This window comes from Rhodospirillum centenum SW, assembly GCF_000016185.1.
Taxonomy (GTDB): Bacteria; Pseudomonadota; Alphaproteobacteria; order Azospirillales; family Azospirillaceae; genus Rhodocista; species Rhodocista centena.
In genome coordinates, this window is the sequence record NC_011420.2 from 3,878,740 (window position 1) to 3,902,457 (window position 23,718).

Sequence of the window (23,718 nt, forward strand, 5' to 3'; positions counted from 1 at the left end):
CCCCCGCCCGATCCGGAGGCTCCGCGATGCGCCGCTTGCTCCTGCGCTGCGCCCTGATCCTGCTCGTCGGCATCGGGCCGGCCGCCGGCACGGCATCCGCGGCCGGAACCCGGAGCTTCCAGGACGATACCGGCCGGACGGTGCCGGTGCCCGACCGGGTGGAGCGGGTCTTCGGCGCCGGCGGGCCCGCGGCGATCCTGCTCTACACCCTGGCGCCGGAGCGGATGCTGGGCTGGCCGCGGGAGAATGCCGGGGAGGTGAAGGCGTTCCTGGCCGAGCCCTATGCCGCCCTGCCGGCCACGGGCCAGTTGACCGGCCGGGCGGCCACCGCCAGCCCGGAGGCGGTGGTGGCGCTGGCCCCGGACCTGATCCTCGATTCCGGCTCGACCGGCGCCACCTATGCCGATCTGGCGGAACGGGTGCAGCGCCAGACCGGCATCCCCTATGTCGTCCTGACGGGGGACTTCGCGGCGACGCCGGCCACCTACCGCCGGCTGGGCGCCCTGCTGGGTCTGGAAGCGCGCGCCGGGGATCTGGCCGCTTGGGCCGAGGGCATGATCGCGGAGATCGACCGCCGGCTGGCTTCCCTGCCACCGGAGCGCCGGGTGCGCGTCTATTACGGCCGCGGACCCGACGGGCTGGAGACGGGGCTCGCGGGGTCGATCAACACGGAAGTGCTGGAACGGGTGGGGGCGGTGAACGTGGCCGTCTCCGCCGGGGCCGGCGGGCTGGCCCAGGTGTCGCTGGAGCAGGTGCTGGCCTGGGCCCCGGACGCCATCGTCACCACGGACGCAGCCTTCTACGATCTGGCCCGGCACGACCCGCGCTGGGCCGGGCTGCGGGCGGTGCGGGAAGGCCGGGTGCATCTGGCACCCCGCCTGCCCTTTCCCTGGGTGGATTTCCCGCCGGGGGTGAACCGGCTGATCGGGGCGCGCTGGCTGGTCTCCGTGCTCTACCCCGACCTCTTCCCGGAAGACATCCGGCCGGTCGTCCGCGACTTCTTCGAGCGCTTCTACCACCGCAGCCTGAGCGATGCCGAACTGGCCGGGCTGCTGACCCCGCCCGGCGGTGACGGGGCGGGGCGGTGACGGCCGAGACCCGGCCGGCGGTGTCCCTGCCCTGGCGGCGCTGGCTGCCCGCCGTCGCCGTGTGCGGTGCCGTGCTGCTGGCCTTCGCCGTCGGCCAGTATCCGGTGGGGCCGGGAGAGCTTCTCGCCTCGCTCCGGGCGCGGGTGACCGGCGGGGAGAGCGGCCTCTCCCCTACCGTGGAGACGGTGATCTGGCAGATCCGCCTGCCGCGGGTGGTGGCGGCCCTGGCCGTGGGGGCCGCCCTGGCCGCCGCCGGCGGGGCCTACCAGTCCCTGTTCCGCAATCCCCTGGTCAGCCCGGACCTGCTGGGCGTGTCCGCCGGGGCCAGCCTGGGCGCCATCCTGGGCATCGTGCTGGCGCAACCGCTGCTGGTCATCCAGGGGCTGGCCTTCGCCGGCGGGCTGGGCGCCGTGGCGCTGGTCTATCTGATCGGGTCCGCGCTGCGCGGGCACGATCCCGTGCTGCAACTGGTGCTGACGGGGATCGCCGTCGGGGCCATGCTGAGCGCCGCCATCAGCCTGCTGAAGGTGATGGCCGATCCCTACGACCAGCTTCCGGCCATCACCTACTGGCTGCTTGGCAGCCTGGCAGCAGTCGGGCCTGATGACATGCTGGCATTGCTGCCTGCCTGCCTGCTGGGACTGCTGCCGCTGTGGCTGTTCCGCTGGCGGATGAACCTGCTGACCCTGGGGGAGGAGGAAGCGAAGGCGCTGGGCCTGGAGACGCGGCGGCTGCGCCTGCTGTTCATCGCCGGGGCGACGCTGATGACGGCCGCCAGCGTCGCCGTCGCCGGACTGGTCGGCTGGGTCGGGCTGCTGGTGCCGCATGTGGCCCGGATGCTGGTGGGGCCGGACTTCCGCCGGCTGCTGCCGGCCTCGCTGCTGCTGGGGGCGGGCTTCCTGCTGGTGCTGGACACGCTGGCCCGTACCGTGGCGGCAGTGGAGGTGCCGCTGGGCATCCTGACCGCCTGCCTGGGGGCGCCCTTCTTCCTCTGGCTGATGGCGGTGGGGCGGCGGGGCTGGACATGATCCTGCTGGAGACCCGCGCCCTGGCCTTCGGCTATCCGGGCCGCACCGTCGGCGCCGGGGTCGAGCTGTCGCTGGCGGCGGGGGAGGTGCTCTGCCTGCTGGGTCCCAACGGCAGCGGCAAGACCACCCTGTTCAAGACCCTGCTGGGCCTGCTGCCGGCCCGGTCCGGGCGGGTGCTGCTGCACGGCGACGACATCACCCGGCTGCCGCGCGCAGAGATCGCCCGCCGCGTGGCCCTGGTGCCGCAGACAGCGGCCACCTACTTCCCCTTTACGGTGACGGAGCTGGTCCTGATGGGCCGGGCACCGCATATCGGCCCGTTCCGCACGCCCGGCCCGGCCGATCATGCTGCGGCGGCAGAGGCCATCGGCATGATGGGCATCGGCCATCTGGCCGGACGGCCCTGCACCCGTCTGTCGGGCGGCGAGCGGCAACTGGCGCTGATCGCGCGGGCGCTGGCGCAGGGAGCGCCGCTGCTGGTGCTGGACGAGCCCACCTCCAGCCTGGATTTCGGCAACCAGGTCCGGGTGCTGGAACGCATCCGCGCCCTGAAGGCGGAGGGGCGCGCCATCATCCTGTCCACCCACGATCCGGCCCAGGCCCACGCCCTGGCCGACCGCGTGGCCCTGCTGGACGGCGGGCGGATCGCGGCACTGGGGCCGCCGGAGACGGTCGCCACCGCGGCGGCGCTGGAGCGGCTCTACGGTGTCGGTGTCACGGTGGAACGGCTCGCCGGGTCCGGAGCCACCGCCGTGCTGCCGCGCTACTGACAGCGCCGGCCGGACCGTCGGAGAGTCCCGACAGTGCGGGTTTTCTGCCGCATCATTGCCAAAAATCGCCACCACGCCGTAAATCGCTCTTCCCCTTCCGATACGCATCCCCGATAAGAACGGTGACTGCATGGACGGAGGAAGATCGGATGGAAACGGCGGAACGGACGGCGCTGGGCGTGACCGATCCCCTGCGGCTGTTCCTGGAGCATTCGGAGGGCTGCGACGCCATCCAGCGCCGCATCATCGAGGTGCAGTCGCACCCCGACAAATCCAAGCACCTGCGCCTGATCCCGACGCCGGAGGCGGCGCGGCTGCTGCGCATCTCCGAAAGCCACCTGCGCGGCCTGATCCGGCAGGACGGCTGGCCCGAGGGCACGGTGGTGGGCGCGGGCAACCGCCGCGCCTTCACCCTGGCCGAGGTGAACGAGATCCGCCGCCGCCTGTTCGCCGCCACGGGCGATGCGCGCTACCGGGTCGGGCGCGACCGGGCGCGCGGGGAGAAGCTGGTCACCGTCACCGTCGCCAACTTCAAGGGCGGGGCGGCGAAGACGACCCATTCCGTGCATCTGGCGCAGTACCTTGCGCTGCAAGGCTACCGGGTGCTGCTGATCGACCTGGACAGCCAGGCCAGCGCCACCTCCATGTTCGGGCTGGTCCCGGACGAGGATTTCGACCGGCTGGACACGCTCTACCGCCTGTTCACCCTGGACGAGGGGAGCCGCACGGCGTCGTTGGCCGACCTCGCCCGCCCGACCTACTGGGACGGGCTGGACATCGTGCCGGCGAATCTGGGCCTCTATTCCACCGAGTTCGAGGTGCCGGTGCGGCAGATGCGCCAGCGCGAGCTGCGCTTCTGGCGGGTGCTGGCAGACGCCCTGCCGTCGATCGACGACCGCTACGACGTCGTCGTCTGCGACTGCCCGCCGTCGCTGTCCTACCTGTCCATCAACGCGGTCATGGCGGCGAACCTGCTGCTGGTGCCGATCCCGCCCTCCATGCTGGACTTCTCCTCCGCCGGGCGGTTCTTCCGCATGGTGCATGAAACGCTGGAGACGCTGGCCGCGGCCGAGGGCGGACGGGTCAAGCAGTTCGACGCGGTGCGCCTGCTGGTCACCAAATACCAGACCTCCGATGCCAACCAGACCCAGCTCGTGAAGTGGATGGGGGCGGTCTTCGCGGACACGCTGATGACCAACCGCATGGCCCTGACCACCGGCCTCGACAATGCCGGCAACATGAAGCAGAGCTACTACGAGCTGGAGGCGAGCGACGTGAACCGTCGCACCTATGAGCGCGGGCTGGACTATCTGAACAGCGTCAACGCCGAGATCGAGAGCGTCGTCCACGACATCTGGGGCCGCAGCGGCGGCGAGGGGGCACGATGAGCCGCAAGGACAGGATGGCCGCCCTGGACGCCGCCGTCGGGGACGTCGCCGGACGCCGGCGCGAGAGCGGGAGCGCGCGCTCCTTCATCCCCATCGTCGCCCAGATGGAAGAGGTGTTCGAGGGCAGTGCTGCCGAGCTGGAACGGCTGAAGGCGGCCGGTCAGGTGCTGCTGGACCTCGACCCCGGCACCCTGGTCGCCACCCGCTTCCGCGACCGGCACGGGGCCGCCTTCGCGGACACGGCCTTCGAGCAGCTCGTGCAGGACATCCTGGCCCGCGGCCAGCTCGTGCCCATCCTGGTACGCCGCACCAGCGCCGGGTTCGAGATCATCGCCGGCCACCGCCGCGTCGAAGCCTGCCGCCGGCTGGGCCGGCCGGTGCTGGCCCGCGAGCTGGCGGCCGATGACAGGGGCCTTGTCCTCGCCATGGTGCGCGAGAACGAGGTGCGGGCCGACATCTCCGCCTTCGAGCGTGCCCGGCAGATCGCCGCCGTGCTGGAGGCCGGGGTGATGGACCGGGCCGGGCTGATGGCGGCGCTGGGCTTCACCAAGGGGCACCTCTCCAACCTGCTGAAGCTGGCGGAGCTACCGGACGCCGTCGTCGCCGGGCTGGGCGATCCTCGCCCCCTGCGTATCGCCGACGGCGCCCGGCTGGCCCGGCTGCTGGCGGATCCGGCGGTGCGGGAGCGCGTGCTGGCGAAGGCGGCGGAACTGGCAGCCGGCTCCCTGCCCTTCGCCAGGCGGCTGGCCGAGCTGGTCACCGTGGCGGAGGGACGGGCCGAGCCGACCCCCGCCCCGCGGGGCGAGCGGGTGGTCCGCAGCCGCACGGGTCAGGTGCTGGCACGCCTGACGGAGCAGGACGGGCGCCCCCTGTTGCGGCTGGCTGCCGGCCTGCCACCCGATGCGGTGGACGCCATCTTCGCCGCCATCCCCGACGCCCTGCGCCGCAGCGGCCTGGACGTGGCAGACTGACGGCCAGGACCGACCGGGCGGCGCCGCTCAGTGCCCCGACGCGGCAGCGTCGGGGTGCGCAACGTCGGGGCGGGCAACGTCGGGGCGGGCAGAGGCGAGCGGGCCCGGGAGCCCATGGTTGACGGTACCCAGGACCTTCGTCACCAGCGCCATGAAGGGCTGCATCATCGGTCCCACGACGACGACGAAGGCCAGAGTTCCGACGCCCACCGGACCGCCGAGCGCCCAGCCGGAGGCGACGAAGAACACCTCCAGCGCCAGCTTCGCCTGCCAGAACTGCCAGCGCCAGCGCTCCACCATGGTGATGGCGACCAGATCCATGATCCGGATGCCGATGCCGGCAACGATGATCAGGGCCGAGCCGAAGGACGCCAGCAGCAGCCCCGTCGCCAGCATCGGGACGGCGGCCAGAACCGCCTGGGTCACCTGCTCAAGCTCCAGCCAGATCCAGAGATCGATCAGCGACCCGACCAGGAACATCGTCACGAAAGGTGACAGCGGCGGGCGACGGCGGTTCCAGAGACTCCAGAGGAGCAGGAAACCGATGGCGACCGCTCCCGACGCGATGCCGACCGTGACGCCGGTATGGCCGACGATGCCGAGAACCAGGACATCCAGCGGATCGACGCCGAGCCGGCTGTCGATGAACAGCTTGGCCCCCAGCGAGAACAGAAGGCAGCCGGAAAGGTAGAGGGCGAGGCGGCGGGGAAGGGGGGCGGAAACGGGACGGGTCATGGGATCTCCTGCGGTGTGATCTGACCGCCATCAATCCCCGCATCACATGAGGGAGCCATCAGCCGCTTTTCCGGTTCTTTCCGTCCTCGGCCTAGACCGGTCGGGTCCCCACCCCTCCGCCGGACAATCCCTCGGCCAGTCCGGGTCGGCGACAAGCAGCAGCGGCCCCCCTTTCGACGTGCGGAGGGAACTGCACCGCCACCAAGTGCGCTGAAGCCGCCCTGGGAATGGGCCGCCGCGCATGGTTTTTTCCAGAAAACCGCCGGCTTGCGATCCCGGCACCGGCCGCCTCAACCATCTCCGTCAGTGCGTCACGCTCTTCGAGAAGATCTGGATCACCACCACCCCGGCGACGATCAGGCCGATGCCCAGGATCGCGGCGGCATCGAGCATCTGCCTGAAGATGACGGCCCCGATCACCGCCGTCAGCACGATCCCGACCCCGGCCCAGACGGCATAGGCGATGCCCAGCGGCACTGCCTTCAGCGCCTGGGCCAGGAAGTAGAAGGAGCCGGCATAGAAGAGGACCATGAGCAGGATCGGTCCCGGCCGGGTGAACTGCTCCGATTTCTGGAGGAAGGTGGTGCCGGCGACCTCACACACGATGGCGAGGGCCAGCGCGCCATAGGCCATGAGAACGGGGGACATGAAAACCCTTATGTTCTGAACAGCGCGCCTTATCCTGGCGCAGCGCCAGCCTTCGGCGCAAGGCGGCGGATGGCGGCAGGGGCCGGCCCGCGGGGACGGTTTTTCCGGAAAAACCAGACAGCCCCGCTCCTCACGCGCGAACCGGGAGGGGTGCCGCCGGGAACCAAACCGGTCGATCTGTTCACAATGGGGGCGGTTGCCGCCGGGGCGAGCCCGGCCTGTCACTGCGCTCCGTCGACACTCAGCCCCGACACCACGCCCTGGGGCGCGCCCCTTGCGTCCATACGCCTTCAGACCGGCCAGTAGAGATCGAACGCGCTGCCGCCCAGCGCCGACGGGCGGCAGGTCACATCGCCGCCATGGGTGCGGGCGATGGCCCGGACCACCGCCAACCCCACCCCGCTGCCGTGGCCGTGGGTTTCGCCCCGCTGAAACGCCTCGAAGATCCGGGTTGCCAGGGCTTCAGGCACGCCGGGACCGCAATCCTCCACCAGCAGGTGGCAGCTTCCCTGACTGACCTGAACCTGAATGTGCAACGGCCCGGGAACAGCGTGACACAGGGCATTTTCCAGCAGCGCCAGCAATGCCTGACGCATCCGGACCGGATCGCACAGCACCGGCTGCGCGTCCACATGGCAGGAGACGATGAAGCCCGCTTCGCGCAGGCTGGGCTCGATGGCCCGCACCACCGCCGCCACCTCCGTCTCCAGGTCGGTCAGTTCGAGCCGCAGGTCCAGCCGCCCGTTTTCGACCAGCCCGAGCAGCCGAAGATCCTCGATCAACCGGCCGAGCCCCTCGACCTGGGTCAACAATGAGCGGAACAGGGCCGGGGCCGGTTCGAACACGCCGTCGTTCAGCCCTTGCAGGCGACCGCGCAGCACCGTCACCGGGGTGCGCAGTTCGTGGGCGATGGCCGCGTTCCAGAACCGGCGTTCGCGCTCCATGCGTTCCAGGCGTTCAGCCATGGCATTGAAGTCACGCACCAGTTGGGCTGCCTCGCCGTGCGGATGACCATCGCTGCCGGCGCGGACCGACAGGTTGCCCTGCGCCACCTGGCGCAGGCTTTCCGCCACCGCGTTGAGCGGCGTGACGATCGGCCTCGACAGTTTCAGTGCGAACAGAATGGCGGCCCCCAGCGCCACGGCAACGGTCAGGGCCATCCAGCCCCATTCCAGCGGCGTCGGAAGCCAATCGCTGGTGCTGTCGGGGCCTGGGAAGCTGTTCGGGGACAACAGGAACCACGCGGCGTAGAAGGCATAGGATCCCAGGAGCGTCAGCAAGGTGGTGCCCAGGGCCAGGGCAACCATGGACCGGATGATCCGGCGGCTCAGACTCCCGGCTTCCCTCAAGGCACGGTCCTCAAGACACGCTTCCCAGCCGGTAGCCGACCCCGCGCACGCTGGCCGGAATGCCCCCGAGCCCGACGGCTTCCAGTTTCTTGCGCAGCTTGCTGACGTGGCTGTCCACCGTGCGTTCCAGGGCCTCGCCCTCGGGCAGGCAGGCGACCAGCAATTCCTCACGCCCGAAGACCCGGTGCGGCGCCCGCATCAGATGGACCAGAAGCCTGAACTCGGTCAGAGTCAGCGGGAGGGGCAGGAAACGGCCGTCATTCTGCACGGCGATCTCGTGGCTTTCCAGGTCGGCCTGCAACCGCCCGAGCCGGATGAAGCGCCGGGTCGGCTGGTCGCCGCCGGGGCGGGCACGGCGCAGCACCGCCTGGATACGGGCGACCACTTCCGCCGGGTTGAACGGCTTGACCACGTAATCGTCGGCACCGATCCGCAATCCCATCAGCTTGTCGATGTCCTGATCCAGGGCGGTCAGCATGATGACCGGCGTGTTGCCGCGGCGGCGCACTTCCGACAGCACCTGCCAGCCGTCCACACAGGGCATCTGCACATCCAGCACGATCAGGTCCGGCTTGAGCGACAGGTGCAGGTCCAAGGTACGGCGGCCATCGGCTGCGTGCACGCCGCGCAGGCCACTCCGCTGCAGATAGGCGGACAGGATGTCGGCGATCTCCGGTTCATCCTCCGCGATCAACACCAGGGACTGTGGCTCGGCGATCGAGTGGGGCATGCCAGGTCCGCGCGGTTGGATTCCACCTCCACTCTATCTCCACAAAGGCTCGACGGAAACGCCATCCTGCCGGCCTAGGGTGCGCGCTCTTTTGCGTTCTCCACCCCAGAAGGGCCGATGATGGGTACCGAACGTCTGTTCCGCGGCAGCGTGCTGCTTGCCACGGTGGTGCTCGCGCTCGCCGGCTGCGACGCCGAGGCTCCCGAACCGCCACCGCCGCCCGCGCCGGTGGCGGTGATGACGCTGGTTCCGGCCCGGGTGGACCTGACCAAAGACCTGCCGGGGCGTGTCGCCGCCCTGCGCGTGGCGGAAATCCGTCCCCAGGTCAGCGGCATCGTCCAGCAGCGCCTGTTCGAAGAAGGCACGGAAATCCGGGCGGGCGCCCCGCTGTTCCAGATCAATCCCGCTCCGTTCAAGGCCGACGCCGCGATGGCGGCCGCCGCATTGCAACGCGCCGAAGCGGCCCTGGCCCAGGCGCAGGTGCAGACCCGACGCCTGCAGCCGCTGGCGCAGGCCGAGGCGATCAGCCGCCAGACCTATGACGACGCCGTATCACAGCGCGATCAGGCGGCGGCGGACGTCGCCCAGGCCCGCGCGACCCTGGCGCGCCGTCAGTTGGATCTGAAATTCGCCACGGTGGATGCGCCGATCTCGGGCCGCATCGACCAGGCCCTGGTCACCGAAGGTGCGCTGGTGTCACCCACCGACGCCAGCCCGATGGCCCGCATCCAGCAGGTCGATCAGGTCTATGTGGACGTGCGCCAGCCGGCCGCCTCGCTCGATGCGGTGCGCGATGCCCTGGCCTCGCGGCAGGCCGACCGCAATGCGGGTCTGCCGGTCACGGTGTTGCGCAGCGGCGGCGCTCCCTACGGGGCCAGCGGCCGGATTCTGTTTTCCGGCATCAGCGTCGATGCGGGAACGGGTGACGTGCTGTTGCGCGTGCTGGTGGACAACGCCCGGCGCGACCTGCTGCCCGGCATGTTCGTGCGCGCCCGGGTGCCGCGCGCCAGTTACGACGATGCCCTGATGGTGCCGCAGCAGGCGGTCGTCCGTATCGGCGGCAAGCCGCTGGTCTGGGTGATCGGCGAGGGTGACGCGGTGCACGCCCAGCCGGTGGACCTGGGAGAACTGATCGAGCGCCGCTATCGCATCCGCGCGGGTCTCAAGGCCGGACAGCGGATCGTGGTCGAAGGATCGGAGCGGCTGAGTGAAGGCGCCGTGGTCACGCCGCACGACTGGCAGCCGGCCGACATGGCCGCGCGCTGAGACGCCAGGAGCACCGCCCCATGCCGCATTTCTTCATCCACCGCCCGGTCTTCGCCTGGGTCGTCGCCCTGTTCATCATCCTGCTGGGCCTGATCGCCCTGCCGCAACTGCCCATCGCCCGCTATCCCTCGGTGGCGCCGCCCACGGTCAGCATCTACGCCAGCTATCCCGGCGCAGCACCCCAGACCATGAACGATTCCGTGCTGGGACTGATCGAGCGCGAACTGTCGGGCGTCAAGAACCTGCTGTATTTCGAATCCTCGGCCGACACCTCGGGCACGGCCCAGGTGACCGTCACCTTCAAGCCGGGTACGGACCCCGAGATGGCGCAGGTGGATGTGCAGAACCGCCTGAAAGCCATTGAACCACGGCTGCCGCAGGCGGTCCGGCAGAACGGGCTGACCGTGGAATCCGCCGACTCCGGCTTCCTGATGCTGGTCAGCCTGAGATCCGAGGATGGCCGGTTCGACGAGACGACACTCAGCGACTATCTGGCCCGCAACATCATCGAGGAACTGCGCCGCATCGACGGGGTGGGGCGCGTGCAGTTGTTCGGCGCCGAACAGGCCCTGCGCATCTGGGTGGACCCGTTGCGGCTGGTCTCCTTCGGCCTGACCATGGCCGACCTGTCGGCAGCCATCACCCAGCAGAACACCCAGATCGCGCCCGGTCGGGTCGGCGATGCGCCGACCATTCCGGGACAGCGGGTGAGCATTCCCCTGACGGTGCAGGGCCAGTTGCAGACGCCCGAGGAATTCGCCGCGATCGTACTGCACGCCAATGCCGACGGCTCCAAGGTGACGTTGGGCGATGTGGCGCGGGTGGAACTGGGGGCGCAGACCTACAGCTTCGCCAACCGCGAGAACGGACAGGCCGCCGCCGTCGCCGCCGTGCAGTTGTCGCCGGGCGCCAACGCCGTGCGCACGGCCGAAAGCGTGAAGACGCGCCTGGCCGAACTCAGCCGCGTCATGCCGGCGGGCGTGACCTATACGACCCCGTTCGACACCGCGCCCTTCGTCAGGATTTCCATCGAAAAGGTCATCCAGACCCTGGTTGAAGCCATGGTGCTGGTGTTCCTGGTCATGCTGCTGTTCCTGCAGAACATCCGCTATACCCTGATTCCGGCCATCGTTGCCCCGATCGCGTTGCTGGGGACGTTCGCCGTCATGCTGGTGGCCGGCTTCTCGATCAACGTGCTGACCATGTTCGGCATGGTCCTGGCCATCGGCATCATTGTCGACGACGCCATCGTGGTGGTGGAAAACGTCGAGCGCCTGATGGCGTCCGAGGGACTGTCGCCCAAGGACGCGACCGTGAAGGCGATGAAGGAAATCACCGGCGCGGTGATCGCCATCACCCTGGTGCTGACGGCGGTGTTCATCCCCATGGCGCTGGCCGGGAGCTCGGTCGGGGTGATCTATCGACAGTTCACCCTTTCCATGGCGGTTTCCATCCTGTTCTCGGCCTTCCTGGCGCTCAGCCTGACCCCGGCCCTGTGCGCCACCCTGCTGAAGCCCGTGGATCCCGGCCACCATGCCAGAGGCGGCTTCTTCGGCTGGTTCAACCGCCGGTTCGACCATCTCACCCGGTCCTATGAAACCCGCGTTGCCGCCCTGGTCCGTCGCACCGGCCGGATGATGGCCGCGTTCGCGGTCATCGTCGTGCTGCTGGGCCTGGGCTTCCTGGTACTGCCCTCGGCCTTCCTGCCCGAGGAGGACCAGGGCTATTTCATGACCTCGTTCCAGTTGCCGTCGGACGCCACCCAGGAACGCACGCTGGATCTGGTCAGCAGGTTCGAAGCCCATGCCGCCGCGCGGCCGGCGGTGGACTCGACCCTGTCGATCCTGGGTTTCGGCTTTTCCGGCTCGGGCGCCAATACCGCGCTCGCCTTCACCATGCTCAAGGACTGGGATCAGCGCGGCGGCGCCACCACAGCCGACGAAGCCCGGCGCGCGCAGCAGGCCATGGCCGACGCCACCGACGGCACGGTCATGAGCCTTCTGCCGCCAGCCATCGAGGAGATGGGGACCTCATCCGGTTTCAACCTGCGCCTTCAGGACCGCGCCGGCCATGGTGAGGCGGCACTGAAGGCCGCCGAGGCGAAATTGCTGGAACTGGCGGCCCAGAGCGCGGTCGTCTACGGCGTCTATTCCGACGGACTGCCCGACGGTGCCAGCGTCCGCCTGGATATTGACCGGCAGAAGGCCGAAGCTCTGGGGGTGCCGTTCACCACCATCAGCGACACCCTGGCCGCGGCCATGGGCTCGCTGTACGTCAACGATTTCCCCAATGCCGGGCGGATGCAGCAGGTGATCCTCCAGGCCGACGCCCCCGCCCGCATGCAGGTGGAGGACGTGCTGAGGCTGTACCTGCGCAATTCCAGCGGCGGCATGGTGCCGTTGTCCGAGGTGGTGACGCCGGTATGGGAAGACACGCCGCTGCAACTCGTCCGTTACCAGGGCTTCCCCTCCGCCCGCATTTCCGGCGGCCCGGCTCCCGGCGTGTCCAATGGCGAGGCCATGGCCGAGATGGAACGGCTCGCCACCCGGTTGCCCGCCGGATTTGCCTTGGAATGGACCGGCCAGTCGCTGGAGGAACGTCAGTCAGCAGCGCAGGCGCCGTTGTTGATGGCGCTGTCCATGCTGGTGGTCTTCCTGGTGCTGGCGGCGCTGTATGAAAGCTGGTCGATCCCGCTGTCGGTGATGCTGGCGGTGCCGCTGGGCCTGTTGGGCGCGGTGGCGGCGGTGATGCTGCGCGGCATGCCCAACGACATTTTCTTCAAGGTCGGCATGATCACGGTGATCGGCCTGTCGGCCAAGAACGCCATCCTGATCGTCGAGTTCGCCCGGCAACTGCATGCCGAGGGCAAGGAACTGCTGGACGCGGCGGTCACGGCGGCACGACTGCGGTTACGCCCGATCCTGATGACCTCGCTGGCGTTCGGCCTGGGCGTGGTGCCGCTGATGCTCGCCCAGGGGGCCAGCGCCGAGACCCAGAACGCCATCGGTACCGGCGTGTTCGGCGGCATCCTGTGCGCCACCGTGCTGGCGGTGTTCTTCGTACCCGCCTTCTTCGTCTTCGTCATGGGCGGCCAGAAAAAGCTGCACGGCTGGCTGCACGCTGGCCGTCGCGCCGCCCCGCAGCGTCAGGACTGATGTCATGCGTCTGACCATCTTTGCACTGTCGCTGGCGCTGTCCGCCTGTTCCCTGACACCCGATCCGGTCAAACCGGGCCTGCCGGTGCCGGATGCCTACCCGTCCCCGGTGACCGTTGCCGATGGCGAGCCTGCCGCCGATCTGGACTGGCGCGTCATGTTCGGCGATCCGCGCCTGCAACGGCTCATCGAGCTGGCCTTGCGGAACAACCGCGACCTGCGGCTGGCGGCCCTGAACGTCGAGGCGGTACAGGCGCAGTACACCATCCAGCGGGCCGCCCGACTGCCCGCGGTCAACGCCACGGGCGGCGTCACCCGCCAGCGGATCGCCGCCGACCCGCAGGCCGATCCCGCCACCGACGGGCGCATCCAGACTCAGCACACCCTGGACATCGGCGTCAGCGCCTTCGAGATCGACCTGTTCGGCCGGGTCCGGTCGCTGTCGGACGCTGCTTTCGCCCGCTATCTGGCCAGCGAGGAAGGGCGCCGGGCGGTCCAGATCGCACTGGTCGGCACGGTGGCCGACGCCTATTTCGCCGAGCGGCTCGCCGAGGAACAACTGGATCTGGCCCGTCGCACCCTGGATGACTGGCGGCAGTCCCTGGATCTGGCGCGCCGGCTCAAGGCCGCCGACCAGAACAGCGACCTCGACGTGGCCCAGGCGGAAGGCCAGGCCGCCACCGCCGAGGCCGATCTCGAAGAGCGCGCGCGGACACTGGCGCGCGCCACCAACGCCTTGATTCTGTTGGTGGGCGCGGAGCTGCCCGACGAGCTGCCGCCGCCATGGCCGCTGGACGGGCACGCGGTGCGGACCCGCCTGCCTGCCGGATTGCCTTCGGACCTGCTGACCCGCCGACCCGACATCCGTAAGGCGGAGCATGATCTGGTGGCCGCCAACGCCGACATCGGTGCGGCGCGCGCCGCCTTCTTCCCGCGGCTGTCGTTGACCACTTCGCTGGGATATGCCAGCCCGATCCTGGGCCGCCTGTTCGACGGCGAGCAGCGGGGCTGGAGCTTCACCCCCCAGATCACCCAGCCCCTGTTCATGGGCGGCCAGCTACGGGCCGAGTTGAGGTTGGCTGAGATCCGCAAGTCCGAAGCCATCGCCGAGTATGAGCGGGCCATCCAGACGGCGTTCCGGGAGGTTGCCGACGGTCTGGCCGGCAGTGCCACCTATGGCCGCCAGATCGAGGCCCAGAACCGCACCGTGGCCTCGGCCGAACGGCGTCTCGCCCTGTCCACCCTCCGGTATCGCGCCGGCCTGGAAGGGCGCCTGGAACTGCTGGACGCCCAACGCCAGCTTTACGCCGCGCGCCAGACCCGATTGGACCTGAAGCGCGATGAAATCGGCAACGCCATCAGCTTATACAAGGCCTTGGGCGGCGGCACAGCATCAGCCGCCGAATGAAGGCCCCCAGCCAGGATCGCGCTGCTGACGCTGGTCATTCTCTCTGAACCGCTACAGGCGAGGACTCTTCTCCAGTTCGGCCTTCAGCGCCGTGGCATAGGCGGCGCGGGCCGTCTGCGCGATGGCGAGGCGGGTCTTCAGTCGGGCGATCTCCTGATCGGCCGCCTGAAGGCCGGCAAGCTGGGTCCGCGCCTCTTCGGACAGGGTGGTCAGATCGTAAGGGTGACCGTCGATAGTGACGATGCTCGGCTTCGGGGTCATCGTGGCTTCCTCTGTCGTTGTCTTTCCGGCCAGCCTCTCCAGGAACCCGGTGATCCAGACCGTATCGAATGCGCAGTCCGACGCCCGATAGGACCGGCAGGCCTCTACCGCCGCCTGCCGGCCGCTGGCCGTGTCGCCGGGCTCCAGCCCATGGCGCCGCTGGAGGTCGGCCACGATCTCCGGCGGCGGTTCGGGCGCACTGCAGAGCCAGGCCTCGGCACTCCGGAAGCGGTCGCGGCAGAACAGTCCCACCATGTAGACCGTGGCGGACAGCAGCCCCGGGCGTTGCCCCGGGGCGGCACCGATCATCGGCAGCAGCGGGGCGAGCGAGGGCAGCGCCGTGTTCGCGTAGATCCGCAGTCCCCAGTAGGCTTCCGCGATCCGGGCGAAATGCGCGGCATCCTGCACCGCCGCCATCCCGGACTCCTCCATCGGCAGAATCTCGACCTTCGGCTTGGTGACCGTCACCGTGTCGTTGGCCACGTCCACATAAAGACCGTCGAGCTGGAGAGCCGTCTGGAAATACCGGTCCCGCAGGATGCCCCAGACGCAGCGGAGTTCCCCGCCGTCCCGGATGAAATCCGCCAGCGCACGGCTGGCCTCGCACCCGGAGGCGGCGATCCGGGCGCGGAGCTTTTCCAGGGCGCACAGCGTGATCTCCCGGCAGCAGCCGAGAGGATAGGGCTTTCCGGACGGGGAGGTGAGGTGGCCGGCGAGATCAGTATCCACCTCCGCCCGAACCCCCAGAAAGAAACTCTCCAGTATCGCCAGGCGGGGCAGCAGGAAGCGGGCCGTGCGGGCCGCTGCATCCGGCGTCACCGGGGCGGGTTCCTGGGTCAGAAGGGAAAGCGCCTGCACGGGATTCCTGGCCGCTGTGTTTCACGATGCTGCGGACCGGAGCGCCCCTGTCGGCCGCCACGGTCTTCTTCGCAGGGCGACGGTCAATACAGGATTTACGGACCCCGGAAAAGGGACCGGCGGACAGCCGAAGAATGTCCCCGCCCGGCCCAGCACCCGGGGGTGTTCCGGGTGGCAGAAGGGGCTGACAAAGGGGCTGACAATGCCGATCTGTTGGCGCACACCCGGTCGGAGCCCCTTCCGCCCATGTTCCCGACACGATGACCGCCCTGTCGCCGGCCCTTCTCTCCTCCCTGGCCCGCCCGCTGGAACAGGCGGTGGCGGCCGTCGCCCGGCTGGACGGGGCACTGATCGGCTGCCCGCTGCTGCCGGCCTGGCACTTCCGGGTCCGCATCGCCGCCGCGGTCACCCAGGCCGGACTGGACGGCATCCGGGTCGATCCGGCCCGACTGGGCGCCGCAGCCCTGGGCCTGCGGCCCGAGGCACCGGCGGCCCTCGGGGCCACCGGGCCGGCGGAGAGCAGCCGCGATGGCGGCGCCACGGCGCATGCGCTGCGCCTGCTGCACTGGTCGGCACCGGCGCGATCCGACAGCGCCGCAGGCGACGGGGAGACCGGAGCGGATGCGGACGGGCCGACAGGCGAGCGTATCGCAGCCGCCCTGGCCGGCCTGGACCGGGACGCGGGGGAGATGCCGACACTGATCGCCGCTGCCCTGGGACTGCGGCGCTGGATCGAGCGCGGCGGGGAGCGCCCTGCGCTCTGGGCCGCCCTGCCGCGCTTTCTCATGCGCCGCGGCCTGCTGCGGGCGGAGTGTCCGCTGCTGCTGGGGGCCGCGGCGCTGCGGGGGCGGAGCGCCTGGGAACAGCCGACCGGCCGCTGGGTGGCGACCTTCCTGGACGGTGTGTGCACCGAAGCGGGGCAGGCGCTCGGCCTGCTGCTGGATCTGGAACGCTGCTGGCACGCTGCGCGCAGCACGGCGGAGGCGCACAGCCGCAGCCATTCCCGCCTGCCCCAGGTCGTGGACCTGCTGGCCCTGGCGCCGGCCGTCAACCCGGAAGGCGTGGCGCGGGCACTCTCGGGCGGGCGCGATCCACGACGCTCTCCCCCGGCGGGGCCTGCCAGCACGCCCCCGCTGCCGAGCTGCTCCCCCCGCGGCGCCGGCAAGATGCTGGATAAACTGGAGGCGCTGGGGCTGGTCGTGGAGCTGTCCGGCCGCGGCACGCACAAGCTCTATGCCTTGACCGATCTGGCGCCGCTCCGGCAGCAATCGGCCCGGCCCCTTACGGCGAAGACCGCGACGAAGGGCAGGGCGGGCGGTCCCGCGGATCTGTCCTGGAGCCGCGCCCGGTTGGATCTGAGCGGGCTGGACACCCGCGGACTGGACGATGCCGCGGCGGAGGTGGACGCCGTGCTGCGCCGTCTGGCCGCCCGGCTGGACAAGCCCTGAGCAACGTCCCGCGCCGGCTTCAGCGGTCCAGCAGTGCCCGGTAGACGGCGACCGTCGCCGCAGCCACCGCCGCCGCCCCGAAGTCAGGATCGACGACGGCACGACTGGCCGCCGCCAGCGTCTCCAGCCGGGTCCTGTCAGCGGCAAGGGCGGCGACAGCCCCGGCCAGGGCGTCGGCATCAGCAGGTGGCACCAGGATCGCGTTGCGTCCGGCCTGCGCCACCTCCCGGCTGCCGGGAATGTCCGTGGCCAGCAGGGGCCGGCCGCATGCCGCCGCTTCCAGCAGGCACATGGGCACGCCCTCGCCGCCGCGTGACGCCAGCACGGCAAGATGCGCGCGGGCCCAGACGGTGCGGACATCGCCGACATGGCCCGCCCACTCGATGCCCGGCTCCCGCGCCCAGCTCTCCAGCGTGGCGGCGCTGATGGCGGCGTGGCTCTCCCGGTCCGGCTCTCCGGCCAGGATCAGGCGCACGTCCAGCCCGCGGGCGCGGACCCGCCGCACGGCCTCGACCAGCACGTCCACGCCCTTGATCGTCAGCATCCGGGAGACCTGCGCGAGGATGAACGGCGCCCCCTCCGGAGGCAGGGGAAGCGGAACGAAGCGGTCAAGCGGAACGCCGGAGCCGCGGATCAGGGTCGCCGGGACACGGCCCAGCCACGCCAGATCGTCCCGGTTCTGCACGATGACCTGCGTCCGTCGTCCCAGCCCGACCGCCCGCAGGAGGGCCCGTAGCAGGACCCCGGCCAGACGGCCGGCGCCGTCCTCCCGTTGCAGCAGCAGGCCGCGGCCGGCCAGGGTGGTGACGACCCCGGGCACGCCGGCCAGAACCGCCGCGATGCCCCCCAGAACGGCCGGCTTCACCGCAACGTGATGGACGACATCCGGCTTCAGCCGGGCATAGAGCCGGGCGATCGCCAGCACGTCGCGCAGGGCCGCCAGCGGATTCAGGCTGCGCCGGACCCAGGGCAGGGGATGCAGCTCGAAGCCCTCCGCCTCGATGGCGCTGCTGTGGCGGGCGACGCGGGTGGCGACGGCCACCCGGAACCCGGCGTCACGCGCGGCCCGGGCAGCCGGCAGGCGATGCGAACAGAAATACCAGTCCTCGGTCACCAGGAAGAGAAGCAGCGGCCGCTGCTCGGGCACGGTCCGGGCGCCCGCGTCGGCTGCCGGCATCGCTTCGGCCTCATCCAGCATGGAAATCCCCTTCCGCGGAACCGCCCGCTTCTACGCGCGAAGCGGTGGCTTGCCAAGCGCCTGCCCGTGGCGTCAGGCGGAAAGGGACGGGCACGCTGCCCTGCCGCAGTGCCTCCAGATCAGCCTGCCGGCATCATGGCGTGCCATGATGCTGGCATGTCAGCGCTCTGATTCCAGAGCCCCCGGCCCGTGCGCCGCCGCACTGGCAGCCCGGTACGCTGCTGGACACCCCGGCTCGGTATTCCATACTGTCCGCAGGCCGATACCGCTGCCAATGATGGTATCGGCCCGGCGATTCTGTCCTGCGCCCGCCCGGGCGTCCCTCCCAGCAGCGCCATGGCATGGACAAGAAGCTCCTCAAGCTGACACTGACATCCGGTTCGTCCAAGGTCTTCAATGTCCTGGAGATCACCCGGCAGTCCGCCGCGGCCGGCACGGAACCGGCACGGCTGTTTTCCGTGCGGCCGCTCAACTACGGGGTCTTCTTCAAGGAGCCCGCGCTGGACGGCAAGGCCGGCCGCCCGGGCGAGCCGGTCATCGACACGATGCTGTACTTCCCCTACGACGCCGACCGGATCCTGGAGGGCGGCGCCTCCGTCTCGCTGAACGACAGCCGCTTCGACGCCGTCATCCGGGAATTCGCCCACAGCTTCGGCACGACAGGCCACACGGACACCGGCACGGACAAGGCGATCCTGCGCGTGCTCAAGGAGTCGCCGTCGCTTGACCCCTTTCTGCTGAAGACGACTTTCCAACGCTATGACGTCACCGTCCCGGACGCCTATCTGCGCATCACCGACGACGAATGGCAGGCGATCCGGAACCATGTCCGGCGCAAGATCCTGCCGATGATCGAGTTCGGGCTGAGCAACAGGTCGGCGGCGACGGTCCGGCGGGTGGATGACTTCATCGAGCGCATCTGGGACGGCTCGGACATCTCCAGCCTGTTCCCGCTGCTGTCGGCCCTCTCGATCCCCCTCAGCGAGGGCAACGAGATCATCTTTGCCTGGAAGGGCGTCACCTTCTTCGAATTCCAGTATTTCCGCCGCTACGACGCGATCCGCGATCTGGCGGGCTGGCTCAAGGACCATTCCGGCCCGGCCGATTTCGTGGCTCAGAGCCTGCGCCTCCAGATCGAAGGCCAGTGCGATGTCGTAAAGGGGAATCTCCGTGACGCCTGGCGCGGGGTTTCCTCCATCGTTGGGGAATACAAGGAAAGCTACGACACGCTGTTCATCCAGAAAAAGTCCGCAGGCGATTTCCAGAAATTCCTGATGAACTGCCGACGCTATTATTTCGATATGGGATCGGCTTTCAATAAGATCGACCACTCCATCGAGATCTTCGACAGCTTCACCCGCGGGAATCCGAAAAAGCGCCTGCGCTCGGAGGAACTGGAGGAGCTGTTCTCCCTCCTGCATGACGTGCTGCGCTGACATCAGGCCAGCATGGTGCCGCAATGCCATGCTGGCATGCCGGCATGGCATTGCGGCCATGCCGTCCGGCGGCTCCGGCGAACCTCACCGCGGACGCAGCTCCTCGTACCGCTCCAGGAACGCCTGCATGGCCGCCGCCGGGGGCAGCGCCACGATGGGCATGGCACTGGGAGGGGGCAGATCCTTCCAGTTGACCCGATGGGGGGCGCAGAGGTCGCGCAGTTCCGTCGCCAAGGCCCGCTGATCGGCGATCTTGACCTCGCGCGGCTGCGGATAGCGCAGCCCGAAACGGGCGGCGACGGCCCGCTTCACCGGCGCGATCGCCGCCTCGATCATCTCCCGCCCGATACGGACTTTCCACGGGGTGGGCCAGTCGCCGGTGAACGCCTCTTCCGCATCGTGCAGCAGCGCCTCGTACTCGAAGCCCTGTGGGGCCAGCCGGCTCGCCAGCACACAATGCTGCGCCACGCTGTAGAAGTCGGTCGTATTGCCGACGAAGCGACACTGGAAGGCGAGGGGGCGGGCGATATCCTCGATGCTGAAGCGGCTCAGGTCCGGTTGCGCCAGATCGACCGTGCGCCCGGAGAAGGTCAGCATCACCGCCGTCGCCTCCGGCATCTCGAACAGATCGAACTGATCGGGGTTGGCAGGTCGGGAGCGGCTGGGTCGGCGGGCCATGAAAAGAGAGTCCGGGAGAACGGGACGGGGAGGGCAGGGTGCCGACATCTTCATACTCCCTCCTCCGGCCCCCGTCATGGTGCTGCGCGGCGTTTCGCCCGGAGACCCCGTTCATCCGGCTGTCGCAAAATTGCAACCGCCCGCGGGTTAGAGACTATTGACCCGCATCAATGCGGCGGCGCGTAATTGTCGCCGTACTCGCTGGTACGGTGCGCTTCTCGCTTCCCCCCTGATGGAGAGTTGCCCATGCCCCAGAAGTCCGACAGCCCCGACGTCCCGGACCTGATCGTCTCCGGCGCCACGGGCACCGATGTCGACATGCCGGCGGCCGGTCTGCCGGCCGCGCTCGACGCCAAGCAGGCAACCCGCCGCGCCAGTTCGGCCGCAGCGTCCGCCAAGGCGTCAACGCCGAAGCGCGGGGCCAGGAAGAAGTCCGCCGCGAATGACGAGATCATCGCGCCGATGGCCGATGCACTGACCAGCACCGCGTCCGCCGACCTGCTGGACGAGATCCGCACGGAGGCCTACCTGCTCTGGCTGCGCGACGGCCAGCCGAGCGGGCGTGACCTGGAGCACTGGCTCGAAGCCGAACGGATCGTCCGGCATCGCCTGTCGCTGCTGCCCCAGGCGGCGGAATAGAATAGAACAGCCAAACTGCGGGGACAGGCGGGAGGGATGACGGCGGCTCAGCCGCCGCCGATCCCTTCCGTGACAATCCCCGTGCCACGGCAGTCCGGGCAGGCCGCTCCCCCCTGCCTGCCCGTTCCCCGACAGACCGGGCACAGCGCCTCGCCGGTCCCTGCTGTTCCGGCCGGTGCTTCGCTGCCCGGCTTCATCGGCCGATCCTGACCCCGGGGCCTGCCCCCACGGGGCTGCTCTGTGCATGCCTGATCCGGGGGCATCTTCCCTCCGACCTGCCGGACAGGGCGCTCCTCATATCGATCCATGCAGGCCTCCGCACGAGAATGTGGCCAGGCCACCGCCTCCGGGCGGCCCTGCTGCCCCAACAGCCGGCAGCGGCACCTGCTGCATGGCCGGCGCGGAGCCCGGGAGTACCAGCTCCCGCGATGACCGGCGGAAGATTCTGACCGGCAAGAACTGCCGCCCGCCCGGACCCGCCGCCATCCGAACCGACGGAACACACGGGAATCCCTCGATTCCGCCTCTGGCACGCCGGTTGCTGATGGCAGGCAGACGCTGCTCAAGCATGGGAGACAGAAAATGAGCGTGTTCGGCGCGATGACGACTGCCGTCGGCGGTTTGACCGCTCAGAGCCGGTCGCTGGGCCACATTTCCGATAACATCGCCAACTCGCAGACCATCGGGTACAAGCGGGTGGAAACCAGCTTCCAGAACCTGATCACGCAGTCGAACTCGTCCGTCCACAGCCCGGGCGGCGTCAGGGCGCGCCCCAGCTACACGAACAACATCCAGGGCAACGTCTCCCAGACCCAGTTCGCCACGAACATGGCGATCTCCGGCAGCGGCTTCTTCCAGGTCAGCCGTGGCGAGGAAGTGTCCGGCACCGTGAATTTCCAGAGCCAGGCCTACTTCACCCGGGCAGGCGACTTCTCGCTCGACAAGAACGGCTATCTGCGCAACAGCGCCGGCTATTATCTGAACGGCTGGGGCCTGCGTTCCGGAACCAACGTCGTCGAACGGGGCACGCCGCAGCCGATCCGGGTGCAGCAGCTCATCGACAATCCGACGGCGACGACGAACATCAATCTCACGGCGAACCTGCCGCTGACGCCGAACCCCGAACAGCCGCTGCCGACGTCGGAGATCAACATCATCGACCGCAACGGCGAGACCCGCACTGTCAATCTCAACTGGCGAAAGCAGGGTGACAACAACTGGCGCCTGGATGTCGAGGCTCCCGGCAGCTCGCTACAGCCGGTAGGCGACCTGCTGTCCACCGGCAACCCCCAGTCCATCGGGCCTGAGGTCCAGATCATTCCGTCAACGACCCCTGTGCAGCAGGTCAGCACCGCGAGCTTCAGCGCCGCCACGCCGACCACCGGTACTGACTACAGCATCACGATCAACAACAAGACTTTCACCTACAAGGCACAGAGCTACGACACCAATGCCTCGGTGGCGGGCCAGTTGGTGAACCAGATCTATGCGGACGGCAGCTTCACCAATTACACATTTGCAATCGATCCCGCGACATCGGCAATCACCGTGACCGGGCCGACCGAGGGCACACAGTTCACCTTCAAGGCCAGCTATGATGCCGCCGCCGCGACACCGACCACGGCAGGCGTGCCGGGCGTCAAGCAGCAGGTGTTCCTTCCGTTGAGCGGCATCGCCGGCGATGTGGGCGACGAGTTCACGATCCCCTTCGGCGGCGGCACCGAATCGGTCAGCTACCTCACCGACGGCACCGAGCCCGACCTGAAGACCATCGCCACCAAACTGGCTTCGAAAATCAACTCGAACAACGACAGCCCCTACACCGCGACCGTCAGCGGTGCCGGGCTGATGCTGACCCGGAAAGACTTCACCGCCCCGGTTGCCGCCAACAACGGCATGGGCGCCTACACGACCACCGGCGGACAGACCCCGGCCCATGTGTCCGTGCAGTTCGGCGAAGGCGGCGTTCTGAAGAGCCTGACTTCGACCAATGTCGGCTCCGGTAACGCCCAGGTCTCTGCAACACAGGCAGAGGGCGACGATGCCTTTATCACCTTCACCGTGGACTATGGAAACGGCCCTCAGGAGATCAGGCTCAACATCGGCAAGTTCGGGTCGAGCGTGAACGGTCTGACACAGTTCGCCGGTGAGAACATCGAGACCTTCAACCTGACCCAGGACGGCTTCACCCGTGGCGCCTTCCGCGATCTGACGATCCTGGCATCGGGCGAAGTGGTGGCCAACTACGACAACGGCCGCAGCCGTGTCCTGGCGCAGATTCCGATCTTCCAGGTCTCCAATCCCAACGGGATGCAGAAGACCGACGGCAACGCCTACGTCGCCACGACCGACAGCGGCGCCGTGCGGGCCAGCGGGGCGGGCGAGAACGGGGCCGGCAACCTGGTGGTCAGCAGCATCGAGGGATCGAACGTCGACATCGCCGACGAGTTCACCAAGCTGATCGTCACCCAGCGGGCCTACAGCGCCAACACCCGCGTCGTCACCTCGGCCAACGACATGCTGGTCGAAGTGCTGAACCTGGGCCGCTGATCCGCGCCTGCAACAGCTGAGCGTCCGCCCCGCGGCCGGGCGCGCCTGAGAAGGCGCCCGGCCGCGCGCCGCTGTCAGGGACACTGGAGTCCTCGGGACGAGGGCCGCAGATTA

The 23,718-nt window shown here is 69.2% G+C and carries 19 protein-coding genes; 12 read left to right on the forward strand and 7 right to left on the reverse strand.

The genetic code is table 11. The features are described 5' to 3' along the window. Positions 1-26: 26 nt before the first annotated feature. The 5 genes from RC1_RS17890 (at position 27) to RC1_RS20465 (ending at position 5,245) form a co-directional block, all read left to right on the forward strand. A complete protein-coding gene (locus RC1_RS17890; RefSeq protein WP_012568855.1) occupies positions 27-1,088 on the forward strand; it encodes an iron ABC transporter substrate-binding protein in 1,062 nt (353 codons plus the stop codon). Beyond that, positions 1,085-2,116, forward strand: coding sequence for a FecCD family ABC transporter permease (locus tag RC1_RS17895; RefSeq protein WP_012568856.1), 1,032 nt, complete (start codon positions 1,085-1,087; stop codon positions 2,114-2,116). Before RC1_RS17890 ends, RC1_RS17895 begins: the two co-directional genes overlap by 4 nt. Further along, positions 2,113-2,886: an ABC transporter ATP-binding protein gene (locus RC1_RS17900; protein ID WP_012568857.1), complete on the forward strand. Its 774-nt coding sequence runs from the start codon at positions 2,113-2,115 to the stop codon at positions 2,884-2,886. Before RC1_RS17895 ends, RC1_RS17900 begins: the two co-directional genes overlap by 4 nt. A gap of 149 nt (positions 2,887-3,035) precedes the next feature. Beyond that, entirely contained in the window at positions 3,036-4,274 is a 1,239-nt protein-coding gene (gene repA, locus RC1_RS17905) for a plasmid partitioning protein RepA (RefSeq protein WP_012568858.1), read from the forward strand. After that, entirely contained in the window at positions 4,271-5,245 is a 975-nt protein-coding gene (locus RC1_RS20465; protein WP_012568859.1) for a ParB/RepB/Spo0J family partition protein, read from the forward strand. Before repA ends, RC1_RS20465 begins: the two co-directional genes overlap by 4 nt. 27 nt (positions 5,246-5,272) lie before the next feature. On the opposite strand, the gene RC1_RS17915 is transcribed toward RC1_RS20465, so the two are convergent. The 4 genes from RC1_RS17915 to RC1_RS17930 all read right to left on the reverse strand — a co-directional run bounded on the left by RC1_RS17915 (position 5,273) and on the right by RC1_RS17930 (position 8,707). Continuing rightward, the gene (locus RC1_RS17915; RefSeq protein ID WP_012568860.1) at positions 5,273-5,980 is read right to left on the reverse strand and encodes a YczE/YyaS/YitT family protein; all 708 of its coding nucleotides are present in this window, start codon (positions 5,978-5,980) and stop codon (positions 5,273-5,275) included. A gap of 303 nt (positions 5,981-6,283) precedes the next feature. Then, positions 6,284-6,628 (reverse strand): DMT family transporter, encoded by a 345-nt coding sequence (locus RC1_RS17920; RefSeq protein ID WP_041785529.1) that lies wholly within the window; start codon positions 6,626-6,628, stop codon positions 6,284-6,286. 290 nt (positions 6,629-6,918) lie between these two features. Then, on the reverse strand, positions 6,919-7,935 hold the full coding sequence (locus RC1_RS17925; protein ID WP_148213499.1) for an ATP-binding protein: 1,017 nt from the start codon (positions 7,933-7,935) through the stop codon (positions 6,919-6,921). Positions 7,936-7,987: 52 nt separating this feature from the next. Beyond that, positions 7,988-8,707 (reverse strand): response regulator, encoded by a 720-nt coding sequence (locus RC1_RS17930; protein WP_012568863.1) that lies wholly within the window; start codon positions 8,705-8,707, stop codon positions 7,988-7,990. A gap of 117 nt (positions 8,708-8,824) precedes the next feature. Here RC1_RS17930 and RC1_RS17935 point away from each other — a divergent pair, with 117 nt between their 5' ends. Genes RC1_RS17935 through RC1_RS17945 form a run of 3 tightly spaced genes read left to right on the forward strand, consistent with a single transcriptional unit; the run spans position 8,825 to position 14,536 of the window. Then, complete coding sequence (locus RC1_RS17935; protein WP_012568864.1) at positions 8,825-9,973, forward strand: efflux RND transporter periplasmic adaptor subunit; 1,149 nt, start codon at positions 8,825-8,827, stop codon at positions 9,971-9,973. A gap of 20 nt (positions 9,974-9,993) precedes the next feature. Then, positions 9,994-13,128 (forward strand): multidrug efflux RND transporter permease subunit, encoded by a 3,135-nt coding sequence (locus RC1_RS17940; RefSeq protein ID WP_012568865.1) that lies wholly within the window; start codon positions 9,994-9,996, stop codon positions 13,126-13,128. A 4-nt stretch (positions 13,129-13,132) separates the two neighbouring features. Continuing rightward, positions 13,133-14,536, forward strand: a complete 1,404-nt coding sequence (locus tag RC1_RS17945; RefSeq protein WP_012568866.1) for an efflux transporter outer membrane subunit — start codon at positions 13,133-13,135, stop codon at positions 14,534-14,536. Between the two features lie 51 nt (positions 14,537-14,587). On the opposite strand, the gene RC1_RS21990 is transcribed toward RC1_RS17945, so the two are convergent. Continuing rightward, positions 14,588-15,655 (reverse strand): DUF6447 family protein, encoded by a 1,068-nt coding sequence (locus tag RC1_RS21990; protein WP_012568867.1) that lies wholly within the window; start codon positions 15,653-15,655, stop codon positions 14,588-14,590. 260 nt (positions 15,656-15,915) lie between these two features. Here RC1_RS21990 and RC1_RS21200 point away from each other — a divergent pair, with 260 nt between their 5' ends. Continuing rightward, complete coding sequence (locus RC1_RS21200) at positions 15,916-17,103, forward strand: hypothetical protein (protein WP_012568869.1); 1,188 nt, start codon at positions 15,916-15,918, stop codon at positions 17,101-17,103. 19 nt (positions 17,104-17,122) lie between these two features. On the opposite strand, the gene RC1_RS17960 is transcribed toward RC1_RS21200, so the two are convergent. Further along, positions 17,123-18,301 carry a glycosyltransferase family 4 protein gene (locus RC1_RS17960; protein ID WP_012568870.1) on the reverse strand — a complete coding sequence of 393 codons (1,179 nt, stop codon included), beginning with the start codon at positions 18,299-18,301 and terminating at the stop codon, positions 17,123-17,125. Between the two features lie 341 nt (positions 18,302-18,642). On the opposite strand from RC1_RS17960, the gene RC1_RS17965 reads away from it, so the two are divergent. Continuing rightward, complete coding sequence (locus RC1_RS17965; RefSeq protein ID WP_012568871.1) at positions 18,643-19,737, forward strand: hypothetical protein; 1,095 nt, start codon at positions 18,643-18,645, stop codon at positions 19,735-19,737. An 84-nt stretch (positions 19,738-19,821) separates the two neighbouring features. Here the strand turns inward: RC1_RS17965 and RC1_RS17970 are convergent, their stop codons facing one another. Beyond that, the gene (locus RC1_RS17970; RefSeq protein WP_049766760.1) at positions 19,822-20,415 is read right to left on the reverse strand and encodes a transcriptional regulator; all 594 of its coding nucleotides are present in this window, start codon (positions 20,413-20,415) and stop codon (positions 19,822-19,824) included. 246 nt (positions 20,416-20,661) lie between these two features. Between RC1_RS17970 and RC1_RS17975 the strand changes: the two genes are divergently transcribed. Together RC1_RS17975 and RC1_RS17980 are read left to right on the forward strand one after the other, a co-directional pair. Further along, entirely contained in the window at positions 20,662-21,054 is a 393-nt protein-coding gene (locus RC1_RS17975) for a DUF2934 domain-containing protein (RefSeq protein WP_012568873.1), read from the forward strand. A 600-nt stretch (positions 21,055-21,654) separates the two neighbouring features. Continuing rightward, on the forward strand, positions 21,655-23,604 hold the full coding sequence (locus tag RC1_RS17980; RefSeq protein ID WP_272912057.1) for a flagellar hook-basal body complex protein: 1,950 nt from the start codon (positions 21,655-21,657) through the stop codon (positions 23,602-23,604). The last annotated feature ends 114 nt before the right edge of the window (positions 23,605-23,718 follow it).

Excerpts from the sequence above, each read along its gene's own strand:
- RC1_RS17900 (WP_012568857.1), top strand. The coding sequence starts at position 2,113 with ATGATCCTGCTGGAGACCCGCGCCCTGGCCTTCGGCTATCCGGGCCGC.
- RC1_RS17915 (WP_012568860.1), bottom strand. The coding sequence starts at position 5,980 with ATGACCCGTCCCGTTTCCGCCCCCCTTCCCCGCCGCCTCGCCCTCTAC.
- RC1_RS17975 (WP_012568873.1), top strand. The coding sequence starts at position 20,662 with ATGCCCCAGAAGTCCGACAGCCCCGACGTCCCGGACCTGATCGTCTCC.
- RC1_RS17960 (WP_012568870.1), bottom strand. The coding sequence starts at position 18,301 with ATGCTGGATGAGGCCGAAGCGATGCCGGCAGCCGACGCGGGCGCCCGG.
- RC1_RS21200 (WP_012568869.1), top strand. The coding sequence starts at position 15,916 with ATGACCGCCCTGTCGCCGGCCCTTCTCTCCTCCCTGGCCCGCCCGCTG.
- RC1_RS17925 (WP_148213499.1), bottom strand. The coding sequence starts at position 7,935 with ATGGTTGCCCTGGCCCTGGGCACCACCTTGCTGACGCTCCTGGGATCC.
- RC1_RS17930 (WP_012568863.1), bottom strand. The coding sequence starts at position 8,707 with ATGCCCCACTCGATCGCCGAGCCACAGTCCCTGGTGTTGATCGCGGAG.
- RC1_RS17965 (WP_012568871.1), top strand. The coding sequence starts at position 18,643 with ATGGACAAGAAGCTCCTCAAGCTGACACTGACATCCGGTTCGTCCAAG.
- RC1_RS20465 (WP_012568859.1), top strand. The coding sequence starts at position 4,271 with ATGAGCCGCAAGGACAGGATGGCCGCCCTGGACGCCGCCGTCGGGGAC.
- repA (WP_012568858.1), top strand. The coding sequence starts at position 3,036 with ATGGAAACGGCGGAACGGACGGCGCTGGGCGTGACCGATCCCCTGCGG.
- RC1_RS17945 (WP_012568866.1), top strand. The coding sequence starts at position 13,133 with ATGCGTCTGACCATCTTTGCACTGTCGCTGGCGCTGTCCGCCTGTTCC.
- RC1_RS17980 (WP_272912057.1), top strand. The coding sequence starts at position 21,655 with ATGACGACTGCCGTCGGCGGTTTGACCGCTCAGAGCCGGTCGCTGGGC.
- RC1_RS17935 (WP_012568864.1), top strand. The coding sequence starts at position 8,825 with ATGATGGGTACCGAACGTCTGTTCCGCGGCAGCGTGCTGCTTGCCACG.
- RC1_RS17970 (WP_049766760.1), bottom strand. The coding sequence starts at position 20,415 with ATGGCCCGCCGACCCAGCCGCTCCCGACCTGCCAACCCCGATCAGTTC.
- RC1_RS17940 (WP_012568865.1), top strand. The coding sequence starts at position 9,994 with ATGCCGCATTTCTTCATCCACCGCCCGGTCTTCGCCTGGGTCGTCGCC.
- RC1_RS17920 (WP_041785529.1), bottom strand. The coding sequence starts at position 6,628 with ATGTCCCCCGTTCTCATGGCCTATGGCGCGCTGGCCCTCGCCATCGTG.
- RC1_RS17890 (WP_012568855.1), top strand. The coding sequence starts at position 27 with ATGCGCCGCTTGCTCCTGCGCTGCGCCCTGATCCTGCTCGTCGGCATC.